Genomic DNA, 13,819 nt, shown 5'->3' with positions numbered 1-13,819 from the left:
GTATAGAAGGGAAGGCTTTACGAAGTTCCTCTGTACAGCCAGTGATATGACCGCCAGTGCCAACACCGGTAATCAGATAATCAAGACCATCGGGGAAATCGGAAATAATCTCTTGCGCAGTAGTACGGCGATGGATCGCAACATTTTCAGCATTGGTAAATTGTTGTGGCATCCAGTGATTACTGCCTTTTGTAACTAGTTCGGCAGCTGTTTCAATTGCACCGCCCATGCCTTTTTCTTTTGGTGTTAGTACGAGCTCGGCACCCAGAGCTGTCATGTACTTTCGACGTTCTATAGACATTGACTCCGGCATAACTAGAATCAGCTTATAGCCTTTTACCGCAGCTGCTTGAGCCAGACCGATGCCGGTGTTTCCTGATGTCGGTTCAACAATAACGGTATCTTTGTTGATCTGGTCTGACTTCTCGGCGGCCTCGATCATAGCGAGGCCAATACGGTCTTTAATGCTGCCGCCGGGATTAAAGCGTTCGACCTTCATCCATACTTCGATATCGTCTCGGAAAAGCTTGTTGATTCGTACGTGCGGCGTGTTGCCGATGGTTTCAAGAATGTTGTTATATTTCATTTGAATATTCCCTTTGAGTGGCATTCAGTCATTACAATATACTTGGTTACTGACTTAGCTTACTATTCGAATCAGCTCTCAATACGCAGAGCTTGGAGAGGCACCGGTTGCTGCAAGCAGTATTGGGCTTAGCGAGTTGTTTTGCATGATGAGAGAGTGAAATGCGCATAGCTAAAAATCGTCAGAAATGAGGTCGCCAATAGGGTAAACTATCGGCCATAAAAACGATACACTTAGGCGCTAAATAGTAGGCACCATAATTTACTNTACTTGCTCCAAAATTCAATAAAACTTATTTTCAGTATATAGACTAATAAAGGAAACAAAGCGAATGAGTGTAGCAAGGCTTGCACCGACTCAATCAAAGGTAGAAACGGATGATGGTTTACTGCTGAACTTCTACTACTGGCCTAATCAAAATGCTAAAGCTGCGATTGTTATTTCGCATGGCTGGAGTGAACATGCGGGGCGTTATCAGTGCATTGCTGAGTGGTTTGTTTCCCAGGGATACGCAGTCTATGCGCTAGATCATCGAGGGCATGGTCAGTCTGAAGGTAAGCGCGGGCATGTAAGGCGTTGGAGTGACTACGCGCAAGACTTGGAAACACTGCGTTCTACAGTCATGGAAGAAAAGCAATATTTACTTGGTCATTCGATGGGTGGAATGATTAGTTTGCACCACTTGTTAGAGTATCCTGGCCGATTCAGTGGTGTAGCCTTAAGTGGGCCAGCGGCTGATGTTTCAATTGCTGTCCCGTGGTTTACGCGTGTTATTGGCAATACAATGAGTTTCTTTCTACCTAGACTCAGTCTTGCTCATCCCATAGAAGCAAGTGTGGTGTGTTCTGATCCCGAGGTTGTTGCCGCTTATGCCACAGACCCATTTAATCACGGTAAGGTTAGTGCACGTTGGTTTACAGAGTATTTATCGGCAGTTACTAAGCTACGCAAGCAGGCTTCGCAAATCAAAACGCCCATCGCTATATGGCACGGAGAAGGCGATGAACTCGTTGAGCCCTGGGTGAGTGAACACTTATTTGATCGTTTAGAGATGACTAATAAGCAAAGAAAAATCGTTCCAAAGGCGTTGCATGAGATTTTATTAGAGCCAAGCTGGCCGGAAACTGCGAAAGAAATGAAAAATTGGTTGGAGCGGTTTTAGCTTAGCGGTAGAATGGCGCGCTTTATTAAGTGTGTTATTTCGCTTTTTTCAGTTTTAAGGAATGTGAGTCAATAGATGTTGGAAGTAAACCCGCTAGTGCAGCAAATAAAAGATATGTCTGAGCGTGTGCAAACGCTTAGGGGGTATCTTTGACTTTGATGTAAAAAAAGAGCGACTTGTAGAAGTTGAACGTGAATTAGAATTGCCTAGTGTCTGGGATGATCCGGACAACGCGCAAGCGCTTGGCAAAGAACGCTCTAATCTAGAAGCTGTTGTAGCAACCATAGAAAATCTCGACGTTGGTCTGGTGGACGCTCAGGAGCTGCTGGATATGGCTGTGGAAGAGCAAGATGAAGAAACGGTTTCTGCTGTTGAAGATGAGCTTGGCACGCTAAGTGAAAAGCTTGAAACGCTAGAGTTTCGAAGAATGTTTTCTGGCGAGATGGATGAAAACAACGCATATCTCGATATTCAGTCTGGCTCAGGTGGTACCGAGGCTCAAGATTGGGCCAGCATGTTATTGCGTATGTTCTTACGGTGGGGGGAGAAGAAAGGTTTCAAGACTGAAATCATTGAACTCTCCGACGGTGAAGTTGCCGGCATCAAAAGTGCGACAATCCAATTTACCGGTGAATATGCATTTGGTTGGTTACGTACAGAGACAGGTGTCCATCGCTTGGTAAGAAAATCTCCTTTTGATTCAGGCAGCCGTCGCCATACTTCTTTTGCATCGGTGTTTGTATCACCGGAAATTGATGATAACGTCGATATTGAAATTAACCCGGCAGACCTGCGTATTGATACGTATCGCTCTAGTGGTGCGGGCGGCCAGCACGTTAATACAACCGATTCAGCAATACGTATTACTCATGAGCCAAGCGGTATTGTGGTCCAATGCCAGAACCAACGTTCACAGCATCAAAACAAAGATAAGGCTATGCAGCAGCTTCGAGCAAAGTTATATGAGCTAGAGATGATGAAGCGTAGCGAAGCGGCACAAGCATTGGAAGATACTAAGTCAGATATTGGTTGGGGAAGTCAAATCCGCTCCTATGTACTGGACTCTTCGCGGATCAAAGATCTGCGAACCAATGTTGAGACCAGTAACTGCAATAATGTCTTAGATGGCGACCTGGATCAGTTTATCGAAGCCAGTCTTAAGCAAGGCCTTTAATTTTTAGTTTGCTGCTATCGTCTTTGGTGGCAGCAATGGATAAGTAATTGGAAGAAAATATGTCGAACGAACAGAATACTACGAACACTGAAGACCAAAATAAGTTGATCACTGAGCGTAAGAACAAACTCAAGGAACTGCGTGATGGTTGTTCAGCAAATGGTCACCGTAATGACTTCGAGCGAAAAGATTTAGCAGGAGATCTGTTAGAAAAGTTCGGTGAGTTCTCTAAGCCAGAGCTAGAAGAACAGGATAACCAAGTATCTGTTGCGGGTCGAATCATGTTTCAGCGGGGGCCATTTACTAAGATTTCTGATGTATCGGGTGGTATGCAGTATTACGTACCAAAAGATATTCAAAAAGAAATTGGCTACAAAACCCGTTTTGATTTAGGTGATATTGTTGGTGTACGGGGTGCCCTGCATAAGTCGGGTAAGGGCGAGTTATTTGTTAATATAGAACGTGCAGAAGATGTGGTTATCCTGACTAAGGCACTACGCCCTTTACCGGATAAGTTTCACGGCTTGGCGGATCAGGAAACTAAGTATCGTCAGCGCTATGTTGACTTGATCATCAACCAGGAAACTCGCGATTTGTTTATGGTTCGCTCCAAGATTATTGAGGGGATTCGTAAATACCTAAGTGATCGTGACTTTATGGAAGTTGAAACACCGATGCTGCAAACCATTCCTGGTGGCGCAACGGCTAAGCCTTTTGAAACGCATCACAATGCACTGGATATCGGTATGTACTTGCGTATCGCGCCAGAATTGTACTTGAAGCGCTTGGTTGTGGGTGGTTTTGAGCGAGTGTTTGAAATTAACCGTAACTTCAGAAATGAAGGTCTTTCGACCCGTCATAATCCTGAATTCACAATGATCGAATTCTACCAGGCTTACGCAACTTATCATGACTTAATGGATACTACTGAAGACATGCTGCGTACTATCGCCTTGGATGTACTGGGTACAACTGACATTAAATCAACTAAGAAAGATGCAGATGGCGAAGTGATTGCCGAGACGGTCTATGACTTTGCCAAACCCTTCGAGCGCATGACAATGGCCGAAGCTGTGCTTAAGTACAATCCAGACTTTGAGCCGTCTATCATCAACGACGCCGGAAATAACTTGGAGCAAATGATTGCCTATGGACGCCAGGTCGGTATTAGAGAAGATGCTAAGCAATCTGCCTGGGGTGCAGGTAAGTGGTTATGCGAAATCTTTGAAGAGACTGCTGAAGAAAAGCTCGATCAGCCTACTTTTATTACTGCCTACCCATGGGAAGTTTCTCCATTAGCGCGTCGAAATGATGACAACCCATTTATCACTGACCGTTTTGAGTTCTTTGTTGGCGGCCGTGAATTGGCAAATGGCTTTTCGGAGCTTAATGACGCTGAAGACCAGGCTGACCGCTTCCGCAAGCAGGTTGAAGAAAAAGATGCTGGTGATGATGAAGCGATGCATTACGACTCAGATTACATCCAGGCTCTTGAATACGGTATGCCACCTACTGCAGGTGAGGGTATCGGTATTGATAGGCTAGTGATGCTATTTACCGACAGCCCAACCATTAAAGACGTTATTTTGTTCCCGCACATGAAGCCAGTATCTTAATAAGGGGCTTATTGTTTGGGTTTCATATGATGGCTGAAGGTTCAGAAAAAGAAGGTAGACTGAGTGAGTCCTGGCAGCAAGTTGTCGGCGACCAGCTTACCCTGCCTTACATGCAGTCTTTACGTGGATTTCTAAGCAGCGAAAAGGCTGCGGGTAAAATTATTTATCCGCAAGGCTCCGAAATCTTCAATGCGCTGAATCATACCGCTTTTGAAGAGGTAAAGGTTGTTATTATCGGGCAGGACCCGTATCACGGGCCTGGGCAGGCGCATGGTTTGTGTTTCTCGGTTCAGCCGGGTGTAGCAATACCGCCTTCATTACGTAATATATATCAAGAACTCAACACGGATACAGGCATGCCGATTCCAAGTTCAGGAAATCTAATTTCTTGGGCCGATCAAGGTGTGCTATTGCTGAATGCGGTGTTGACGGTTGAGCAGGCTCGAGCTGGTGCCCACCAAGGAAAAGGTTGGGAAACGTTTACTGACAGGGTTATTGAGGTGCTGAATCAGCAACGGTCTGGTGTTGTTTTCCTGCTTTGGGGGAGTTATGCCCAAAAGAAAGGTAAGCTGATTGATCGTCAGAAGCACTTTGTATTGGAAGGACCGCACCCTTCGCCGCTTTCTGCCTATCGTGGTTTTTTTGGCTGTCGCCATTTCTCAAGGACAAATCAATACTTGATAGATAATGGTAAACAGCCAATAAACTGGGCGTCTGTTGTTTAAAAATTAAGTATTTATCTAATAAAAAGCCGATCAAGTGATCGGCTTTTTTTATGTCTTAGGCCTGCTTATTCTATTAGGCATTTAGCAACGCCATTGCTGCTTCCATTTCAGCACTTAGGTCTTCATCTGCATTCGGGTCCATAGTTGGGTCAACGCCAATACGTTCAAACGCTGTAATGTGCGACCAGTCCATCTCTACATAGTGGTGTTCTGAGCCAGCATAGCTGTGTAGCATGGCAACCATGACCAAATCGGCGTAATCCGCTTTTTCAACTTCTCGAGTGAAATTAACACACTCTTTGGGTACAGGTTTGAGCTCGGATGGAAAGTCCCATTTCTCTAATATCTTCTGACCCACGATGGGCTGAAGTTCATCCAAAAGGTTGTCGAGCATTACGCTATTTATTTGAACGTCGTTATCTTCAACGTACTTAAGGACCGGCAAAGAACCGATGGAATAAACGAGTCCGGCCAACGTCGCTTGGCCTGCAGCCAGATGAGGGTGCTGCCGTGCGAGCACACTACATATACCCGCTACTTCGGTACTGCGCTCCCAAGTCTCGCGCATACGCTTGTCGATCATCTCTGAAGTTGCTTGGAACATCTGCTCCATTGCGAGGCCTGTTGCAAGATTACTCGTATATTGCATGCCTAAGCGGTTTACTGCCATGTTTAGCGTAGTGATTTCATTTGCACCGCGAAACAAAGGGCTGTTGCTAACCTTGAGTAGGCGTGCTGATAAGGCAGTATCTTTGTTAATAACGTCGATCAGGTCGAATAACCCCGAATCTTCGTCTTCGCTGATTCTCTTAACATCTAAAGCAATTTCAGGAAGCGTTGGTAAGACAATAGTGTCGTTCTCAATTGCTTCCAATATATCTTGTTTTATCTTCTGACCAATTTCTGACATGAATACCTCGATTCAAGATGTTTTTCATCTACTCATTAGTTATAGCAGAGCAAAACGCTTTTGTTCTAGAAATTATCGGAACGAAGTAAAAAACCTGAGTTCGTTATAGTTTTCTTAAGAATAACTAAGGTCAGACACAATAAACCCAGTATCCAGGTCGGAGCCGATATACGTTGTCTCACCTGTATCGACTTGTTCCTTGTTTAGCACAGCTAAAGCAGTAATAATCGTATCTGTCAATGTATGGGCTCGGACGAGCTTACCGACTTTCTTGGGCAAACCTTCGATAGTTTTAATAAACACATCGGCACCTGGCTCGAGTTGATCGGCGGCAGTGCCATTTCCTTCAAGTAAACACATGCGCTTTTTAAGCTTACCTAAGAACTTCATACGGGCGATGATTTCCTGTCCGGTATAACATCCTTTTTTAAAGCTGACTGCACCCAATTCATGTAGATTCAGCTCCTGAAGAATGAACTGTTCTTGTGTGGCAGAAAATACTTGTGGAATACCTGCTTTAGTTTCTTTCGCCAGCCAGTTTTCAAGGGCCTCAGTATCTGAACAGCTGTCATCGGGTACTTGTTGGGACCAGAACTCCAAAAGGCCTTGCTTACCGGGTAGTCTTATTAACAGGGTGTTGTCATCACCTGCTTTGTTTGAATTGTCTTCGGGGGCTTTTAATGCGGCCAATTCAGGGTAGCGCTCACATATAACTGCTAATGATGGCGTGCTACAACCATAAGAGTGAAAGTTAGCTTCTTTGAGTTCGCACTTAAAGAAAACTGCGTATTTGCTTAAGGTCTTGAGGATATGTTCAAAGCAGCTTTCATCTACGGACAGCAATAAACCATTTGAAATCCGTACAACTTTAAACAAGCCATATATACGTCCCTTGGGTGTGTTCAGGGTGCCATAAGAGAAATGGTTCGAATCTAGGGAGTTGATATCAGTAGAGCATTGACCTTGAAGAAACTTTTCTGAGTCTTCACCAGTGATGCTGATAAAACGACTGGGTAGATTGATAAACATGTGAGTCATAATGTGGTAACTGTCAGTTGTAATTAGTTTTTTAGTATTTAGCGATTATACAGCATCGCGGTGCTTTATATTGATATTGCCGAATTTGCTAAAGACGCGAAAACGTCTAAATGAATCTGGACACTCAAGGTTTAGAGGTGTAACTAATATATGAGATTTACTTGTGTACGCACTAATAAAGGCTAGGCGACTATCAATAAGAGGAGCATGTTTTACCGTAAGTAAGCAAAGATATCTGGAGATAAAACTTTTTCCAAGTATTTGTCCGTTGATTGCATCTTCGTTCGAAAAGTAAATACTAAGGTTCTCGTTGGAAACAACTAAGGAAGTGATAGCAAAGCGAGAGCGAAGCAAAGCTCGACTTAGCAGATGGTAAAAACCAGCTAGTGTGCATATCAAGCAGATAGAAACTTTTAGCGGCAGATAAATTTCGTGAGTAAGGCTAAGAAAAATAGCCGCGGCATACGGGAGCAAAATTACTCCCGCAAGTAACTTGGACGGTATAAACTGAACTTTAGTCTGGCTGAACACGGTCAAGAATAATCTTAACTATGCGAGCGTGATCCGGGTCTTCTGGTGCTCCGTTACGCATAAACCAAGCAAAAAGATCGGGGTCTTCACAATCTAATAAGTTTCTAAAACGGGCTTGGTCATCTTCAGGAAGAGTAGAGTAGGCCTCTTTCAAGAATGGCACTAACAGCACATCAAGTTCGAGCATTCCTCGGCGGCTATGCCAAAACAATCGGTTGAATTCAGCCCTTTTCGTTTCATCGAGCTGGCTTGTTTCTTGGGTGTCATTTGCTGAGTTTTGCGAAGGCTGATCCGACATTGAGTTATCCAATTGTTTGCAGAGGCTGCATTATAGTGCTTGCTTTGGGTACACTCAAGAACAGAGCGTCGTTGTGGTGTAAGATATAAGCTGAATGACTCCGGCTACGCATCGCCGTGGTTAATTAGTGTATATTTAACTGAATAATGAATTTAGAGGCTTATTGATGTCTTGGCAGGTCTACATGATCCGAACATCCTGTGGAAAACTATATACCGGCATCAGCACGGATATTGATCGGCGATTTAAAGAACATTGCGAAATGTTTGAGAAAAAGGCGGGGAAGGGCGCCAAGTTTTTCCGTGGTCATGAACCTAGAGAGATCGTTTATTCTCAAGATTTTGAGAGTCGCTCAGAGGCTACTAAGAGAGAGGTAGAGATAAAAAGAATGAGCGTGCTTAAAAAACAAACGCTCATTTGTGAAGCATCAAACCGCTAACGAGTACCCGATAGACTAGAGTACCTTATTAACTATTTTGGTAAGCTGCTCCGGGTCGAATGGCTTAACTAGCCAGCCGGTTGCTCCCGCTTTTTTGCCTTCGGTTTTCTTATCAAGACCTGACTCGGTTGTGAGTAACAGAATGGGTGTAGACTTATGCGAGCCAAGCGCACGCACCTCAGCTGTCATCTCAATGCCACTCATATTGGGCATATTTACATCCGATATGATTAACTCGTAAGCATTATCTTTTGCTTGGTGCAAACCCTGTAAACCGTCAGTTGCTTCGGTCACTTTGTGTCAGGCGATCTCGAGGGTGAATTTGATCATTTGTCTCATTGATGCAGAGTCATCAACAACTAATATGTTTGCCATGTTTAACTTCTCTTCTCGCTACTTCTGCTGGTAAATAAGTGGTCTTCAATCTCTTTACAGGTTAAAAGTATAGATAACTTTAGAGAAAAGTTTATATTTCAATGTATTATTCCACACAGTTTCCGTTTCTTTAGTCCCAACCCATGGAAAACAAGTTCTTGTCAATAGATTCACCCATTGCTAGTGGTTCAAGTTCTCGGCCAAGAAAAGCCTTAGCCGGTGCGATTATACTGTCATTTTTGGCACATATTGCGCTGAGTCTTTGGGAAGGACAGAACGAAATCTTTGCGCCGATTGGAAAAACTTCGGTTAATGTTTCCTTAAGACCCTCGCAAGAGGAGGGGGACCCCGCTGATAAGGAGATTGTTGAAAACGTATCTGCTCAAATGCCTCGTGAAGTGGAACAAAAGAGGCCGGAACTCCCAGAAAAACCAAAAACACACAAGCAAAATAGTAAGGAAAGCATACTTGAGTCTGAACAAAAAAAGACTAAGAGAGAGAAAAGTGACAGGTCCGACGAAGTACCGAAATCAAAATCACAGGATATCGTTAAACCGAGTATACGTGATGTTGTACTGAGTTCCGTCGAGACTACTAGAGCCCTTTATAGCGAGCAAAAAATTGAGCAAAATAATTCTATTGAGCCCAATCAGCCACCAAGCGAAACGAAAGCCGATGAGCCACCTGATGAAAAGCCTGTAGAAGTACAGGAAACGGAACCTGAGGCGCTAGAGTTAATACCTAAACCTTCCTATGTTTTAGGAAGTGCTGATAACCCGGAACCCAAATATCCTCCCATTGCTGCAAAACGGGGCTGGCAGGGTACTGTTGTGATTGGAGTGAATGTCGACCCCAACGGTGGTGTCGAGAGCTTACTAATTATTCAAAGCAGCCACTATGGTGTGTTGGATTATACCGCTTGGGAAACTGTGCAAGATTCCTGGACGTTTAAGCCTGCACAAGTCAACGGTAAGAACGTCGCCAGCTATATCGAAATACCGATAAGCTTTCAGATTAAGTAACTGTTGAGCGTCATTTGGCCAGTGCTTATTGCATGGCATCCATAATGCTGGTTACTCTGATTTGACTGCTATACTTAAAAGAATAAGTAAGATAGCAGGCGATGAGGTTGTATGTTCCAAATACCTAATTATGCGATTAGTGAAACGCTTTTCTCAAGCGTTGGAACAAGGGTATTTCGCGCCCAAAATGCAGCCACAGGCGAGGGCGTCATTCTCCGTGCCTGCGGTGAGAATTGCGATATAGAAAGTCAGCGTGCCCGTATGGCTTTCAGCTACGAAGTTCTTCAGATGTTTGACCACCCGAACATCGTTAAAGCAATGGAATTGATCGATGATTCTTTATCGCCTTGTATGGTGATGGAAGATATTCGGGCATGGACTTAAAACGTTATGCTGAAAGTCAAGACTCCCATCAATTGCCTGTTCCTCTATTCCTTGATATTGCTATTCAACTCGCTGATGCCTTGGATGCGATTCACCATGCTCAAGTAATTCATAAAGACTTGCATCCCGGAAATATCGTTCTGAATCCGGATACCGGAAGAGTACAAATTATCGATTTCGGTCTGGCCTCATTATTAACGCGCGAACAGCCAGCCATTATCGAGCCTGATAAGCTTGAAGGTATTTTAAGTTATATTTCTCCCGAGCAAACAGGGCGAATGAACCGTGCTATAGACTACCGAAGTGATATTTACACTCTGGGCGTAACTTTCTATAAACTTCTGACGGGAGACTTACCATTCGAAGCTGATGATGCTCTGGGTATAGTGTATGCCCACATGGCGACTCAACAGCAGAGCGCTTCGACTAAAAGGCCAGCTTTACCAGCAGCTATTTCATCAATTATTGATAAAATGATGATGAAAAATGCTGAAGATAGATACCAGAGCGCATTCGGTCTAAAGCATGATTTGCTGCATTGTCAGCGTTCAATTGTTAAAGATGGCACGGTAAATGATTTTTTGCTGGCGACTAACGATGTATCTAGTCGCTTTTGCATACCTCAGACCTTATGTGGCCGAAATGAAGAGCTTGGCCTTTTGCTTGAAAGCTTTGATAAAGCGAAACAAGGTCGGCCCCAATTACTGACAGTTTGCGGTTACTCAGGGATCGGCAAGTCAGCATTGATTCACGAAGTGTACAAACCCATCGCAGCGAGCAATGGCGTCTTTATAAGCGGTAAGTTCGATCAATTCCAACAAAATACACCATACTCTGCGATTAAGGCAGCTCTGACAAACTGGCTAAAACAAGAACTAAGGTTACCTGAAGATCAGCTGCTTTCACTGCGTAAACGCTTAGGTGAAGCTTTGGGTAATAACGTCAGAGTGTTAATTGAATTCCTTCCGGAATTGGAACTGCTTTTCGGCAAACACGAGGCACCTTTGCTTCTTGGTGCACAAGAGACGCTTGCTCGTTTCGTGCTAGTTTTTCAGGCTTTCATTAAAACCATTACAGAAGATAAGCCCTGGGTTATCTTTATTGATGACATTCAATGGGCAGACCGCGGAACTTTGCATCTGATACCGGAGTTGCTCAGTGAACCTGGTTGTCGCCTTCTTATATTACTTGCTTATCGAGATAATGAAGTTGATAGCCAGCACCCGGCTCAAAGCATGTTAAACAAAGTTGCCGCTCGAAAGTTTGAGGCGCAACATATAAAACTAAAACCGCTGAAAAAAGGCCAGTTACGTTTGCTAATTATGGATACTTTTCAGCGTACCCAAGCCGATGTTCAAGAGCTGGCAGATCTTGTTGTTTCAAAAACAGGAGGCAACCCTTTTTTCTCGATAGAGTTCCTTAAAGCGCTTGATAGGAAAGGTCTCGTAACGTTTGATATTTCAGAGCACTATTGGACTTGGGATTTGGAGACTATAAAATTAGAGTCGATAACTGATAATGTTGTCGAGCTCATGCTTGAACGCATGTCTGAGCTACCGATTAAAACCCAAAAGCTCCTCCAAAAAGCTGCATGTGTGGGTACCAGATTTGATTTGGAAACATTGGCTGTTGCCAGTGACTTACCCATGGAGGAAGTTGCTGAATCTTTGTGGCTGGCATTAAAAGAAGGCTTGCTTGTTCAGGAGGGGGGCGATTGGTTTTTAGCTGTAATCGGCGGCTTTCAGCAAACACTGCAAGGGGAGTACGGCGAAAGTGTATTGGTACCCCAAAAATTACTTAGCCAGTATTATTCATTGCGGAGCCATGAAACCGCAATTCATAGTTTTATCCCATCGTGTAAATTCCTTCATGATCGGATGTTGCAAGCAGCGTATGAGTCTTTGGGTGAGGAAGAGAGGGTCGATACTCACCTGAGTATAGGCTGGCGTCTATATAAGACTTATAGTGATGACGAAAAAGAAGAACGGGTGTTTGAGCTTGTGGAGCAGCTTAATCATGGCATCTCGCTTATTTCCGATCAGTTGGAAATTGAAAACCTGATCGAGCTTAATGTTTTGCCTGCTGAGAAAGCCAAGCTATCAAGTGTGTGGCTTGCTGCTGATCAATACTCAAGCTTGGCATTAATTTTATTGGGCGATAATGCATGGGCTGAGAGTTATGATAAGTGCTTCAAGCTCTATAAAATCAAAGCGGAAGCTGCATACTTAAACGGAGACCTTGAAGCATCTAAGCAACTTTACTCCCAGCTGGTCGATAATGCTATTGATCCTTTAGACAAGGTGGAGTTGCTTGCCTACCTGCTTGTGCAAGCCATAGGCCGCTCAGACTACGCACTTGGGCTAGAAATGGGGCGGCAGGCTTTGTCAATATTGGGTATTGATATTCCTGATGACCTAAGTTCTCTCAAAGCCATCATGTTAGAGCAAGCATCGCAACTAAGGGATGCGCTGGCTAAGCGTCCGATTAAGGATTTTGAAAACTGGCCAGAATGTAAAGATCGGTCGCATCACTTAACTAATTATGTTTTGGTTAATTTCGGTTTAGCTGGCTTTTTGATGCAACGCATAGAATTCGCTTCTGTTTGTATTCAGGCTAGTTTGATATCTGCAACACTGCATGGTCGAACTGATGCAACACTGGTGACCTTAACTACCTATGGCATGCTATTGGCGTTAAGAGATGAGTATGGGGCAGCCTATGAAGCTGGTGAAAAAGCTAAGCAGTGGCTGGAAAGTAATCCGAACTGTAGGGACTCCGCTTCTGCATGGAATGGAATTGGAGTGTCACTTGCACATCTAAAAGGACACGTCACAGAGTCATATTACGCTTACGAGAGAGGCTTCGAAGCCGGGATTGAGACAGGAGAGCTTGCTAGAGCAGGGGTGTGCTTATCTGCGAAATCAACGATCAAAGCGGTTGCGGGCTTTCCCATTGAAGAGTTACTAACAGAGTATGAGGAGGCGAAGGCCTTTGTCGAGAAAAAGTCTTTGCGTGTTCCTTTTCTGCCGATACTTGAAAACTCTTGGCAATCTTATCTTAAGCACGAATACTTGCTTGGCGACGAAAACTTCGAGGCGACCTCGTTAGCAATTATCAATGGTAGTTCTTTCAAAGCCTTTCTCATGTATTGCCGTTTTGAATACTTCTTCTGGGACGAAGCGGATTGCGAAACACTGGTTGCGCATTTGTTTGACGCGGTTGCAAGTTACGGGCTTTTCAAAAGCCATTTTATGATGGTTGACCTATATTGCCTTAGTAATCTTGCCTTTATTCGTGCTCAGAGAGAGGGCTTTGTAGGCGCTAGTCATCAAGCATTCAAAAAATTGGAGAAAGTATCAAACGAGCTCAAGCACATTCTTCAGCTTCGAGCCGATTTATATTCTCTTAATCATGAGCATAAAATTGCTTTGGTAGAAGCAGAGCAGCTTGCCTTAGATGGCGCGCCTTTTGAACAAACGGCAAAGCGTTATAAACAGGCCATAAAGGAAGCCGAGGAAAACGGCTTTAGACAATATGCCGGTTTATCAAACGAATTCTT

General features: G+C 44.0%; 13 protein-coding genes. 8 read left to right on the top strand and 5 right to left on the bottom strand.

Annotation, left to right across the window (positions count from 1 at the left end; translation table 11 throughout):
* On the bottom strand, nucleotides 1-586 hold a 586-nt coding region (locus A3766_RS25245; RefSeq protein ID WP_156509128.1), incomplete at its 3' end, for a PLP-dependent cysteine synthase family protein.
* A 331-nt stretch (nucleotides 587-917) separates the two neighbouring features.
* Between A3766_RS25245 and A3766_RS25240 the strand changes: the two genes are divergently transcribed.
* From A3766_RS25240 to ung, 4 genes are all read left to right on the top strand, one after another.
* The gene (locus A3766_RS25240; RefSeq protein ID WP_068515713.1) at nucleotides 918-1,748 is read left to right on the top strand and encodes an alpha/beta hydrolase; all 831 of its coding nucleotides are present in this window, start codon (nucleotides 918-920) and stop codon (nucleotides 1,746-1,748) included.
* 75 nt (nucleotides 1,749-1,823) lie between these two features.
* Nucleotides 1,824-2,922 (top strand): peptide chain release factor 2 gene (gene prfB / locus A3766_RS25235; protein WP_156490432.1). Its coding sequence is split into 2 segments (ribosomal slippage): nucleotides 1,824-1,898 and nucleotides 1,900-2,922, totalling 1,098 coding nucleotides; the frame shifts between segments, so codons are not numbered across the junction.
* Nucleotides 2,923-2,981: 59 nt separating this feature from the next.
* Nucleotides 2,982-4,538 (top strand): lysine--tRNA ligase, encoded by a 1,557-nt coding sequence (gene lysS / locus A3766_RS25230; protein ID WP_068515735.1) that lies wholly within the window; start codon nucleotides 2,982-2,984, stop codon nucleotides 4,536-4,538.
* Nucleotides 4,539-4,567: 29 nt separating this feature from the next.
* The gene (ung, locus tag A3766_RS25225; protein ID WP_068515738.1) at nucleotides 4,568-5,263 is read left to right on the top strand and encodes a uracil-DNA glycosylase; all 696 of its coding nucleotides are present in this window, start codon (nucleotides 4,568-4,570) and stop codon (nucleotides 5,261-5,263) included.
* Nucleotides 5,264-5,336: 73 nt separating this feature from the next.
* Here ung and A3766_RS25220 read toward each other — a convergent pair whose 3' ends face one another.
* The 3 genes from A3766_RS25220 to A3766_RS29270 form a co-directional block, all read right to left on the bottom strand.
* Nucleotides 5,337-6,173, bottom strand: a complete 837-nt coding sequence (locus tag A3766_RS25220; RefSeq protein ID WP_068515707.1) for an HDOD domain-containing protein — start codon at nucleotides 6,171-6,173, stop codon at nucleotides 5,337-5,339.
* A gap of 114 nt (nucleotides 6,174-6,287) precedes the next feature.
* Nucleotides 6,288-7,211 carry a folate-binding protein YgfZ gene (locus A3766_RS25215; protein WP_068553559.1) on the bottom strand — a complete coding sequence of 308 codons (924 nt, stop codon included), beginning with the start codon at nucleotides 7,209-7,211 and terminating at the stop codon, nucleotides 6,288-6,290.
* A gap of 514 nt (nucleotides 7,212-7,725) precedes the next feature.
* Nucleotides 7,726-8,040, bottom strand: coding sequence for a succinate dehydrogenase assembly factor 2 (locus A3766_RS29270; protein WP_082865225.1), 315 nt, complete (start codon nucleotides 8,038-8,040; stop codon nucleotides 7,726-7,728).
* Nucleotides 8,041-8,206: 166 nt separating this feature from the next.
* On the opposite strand from A3766_RS29270, the gene A3766_RS25205 reads away from it, so the two are divergent.
* The gene (locus A3766_RS25205) at nucleotides 8,207-8,479 is read left to right on the top strand and encodes a GIY-YIG nuclease family protein (RefSeq protein WP_068515703.1); all 273 of its coding nucleotides are present in this window, start codon (nucleotides 8,207-8,209) and stop codon (nucleotides 8,477-8,479) included.
* A 15-nt stretch (nucleotides 8,480-8,494) separates the two neighbouring features.
* Here the strand turns inward: A3766_RS25205 and A3766_RS25200 are convergent, their stop codons facing one another.
* Nucleotides 8,495-8,773 (bottom strand): response regulator, encoded by a 279-nt coding sequence (locus tag A3766_RS25200; RefSeq protein WP_068760303.1) that lies wholly within the window; start codon nucleotides 8,771-8,773, stop codon nucleotides 8,495-8,497.
* 224 nt (nucleotides 8,774-8,997) lie between these two features.
* On the opposite strand from A3766_RS25200, the gene A3766_RS25195 reads away from it, so the two are divergent.
* The 3 genes from A3766_RS25195 to A3766_RS25185 all read left to right on the top strand — a co-directional run.
* Nucleotides 8,998-9,876 (top strand): energy transducer TonB, encoded by an 879-nt coding sequence (locus A3766_RS25195; protein WP_068515700.1) that lies wholly within the window; start codon nucleotides 8,998-9,000, stop codon nucleotides 9,874-9,876.
* 111 nt (nucleotides 9,877-9,987) lie between these two features.
* Nucleotides 9,988-10,260 (top strand): hypothetical protein, encoded by a 273-nt coding sequence (locus A3766_RS25190; protein WP_068515697.1) that lies wholly within the window; start codon nucleotides 9,988-9,990, stop codon nucleotides 10,258-10,260.
* On the top strand, nucleotides 10,251-13,819 hold a 3,569-nt coding region (locus tag A3766_RS25185), incomplete at its 3' end, for an AAA family ATPase (protein WP_156509127.1). The genes A3766_RS25190 and A3766_RS25185, both read left to right, overlap by 10 nt.

It is taken from the genome of Oleiphilus sp. HI0132 (assembly GCF_001635845.1).
Note: the sequence above shows the minus strand (reverse complement) of the source record. Positions and strands in the feature narration are given on the sequence as shown.

What these genes read in the sequence shown, in the direction of transcription:
- ung (WP_068515738.1), top strand. Translation starts at nt 4,568, where the DNA reads ATGGCTGAAGGTTCAGAAAAAGAAGGTAGACTGAGTGAGTCCTGGCAG.
- A3766_RS25190 (WP_068515697.1), top strand. Translation starts at nt 9,988, where the DNA reads ATGTTCCAAATACCTAATTATGCGATTAGTGAAACGCTTTTCTCAAGC.
- A3766_RS29270 (WP_082865225.1), bottom strand. Translation starts at nt 8,040, where the DNA reads ATGTCGGATCAGCCTTCGCAAAACTCAGCAAATGACACCCAAGAAACA.
- A3766_RS25195 (WP_068515700.1), top strand. Translation starts at nt 8,998, where the DNA reads ATGGAAAACAAGTTCTTGTCAATAGATTCACCCATTGCTAGTGGTTCA.
- A3766_RS25205 (WP_068515703.1), top strand. Translation starts at nt 8,207, where the DNA reads ATGTCTTGGCAGGTCTACATGATCCGAACATCCTGTGGAAAACTATAT.
- A3766_RS25220 (WP_068515707.1), bottom strand. Translation starts at nt 6,173, where the DNA reads ATGTCAGAAATTGGTCAGAAGATAAAACAAGATATATTGGAAGCAATT.
- A3766_RS25240 (WP_068515713.1), top strand. Translation starts at nt 918, where the DNA reads ATGAGTGTAGCAAGGCTTGCACCGACTCAATCAAAGGTAGAAACGGAT.
- A3766_RS25215 (WP_068553559.1), bottom strand. Translation starts at nt 7,211, where the DNA reads ATGACTCACATGTTTATCAATCTACCCAGTCGTTTTATCAGCATCACT.
- lysS (WP_068515735.1), top strand. Translation starts at nt 2,982, where the DNA reads ATGTCGAACGAACAGAATACTACGAACACTGAAGACCAAAATAAGTTG.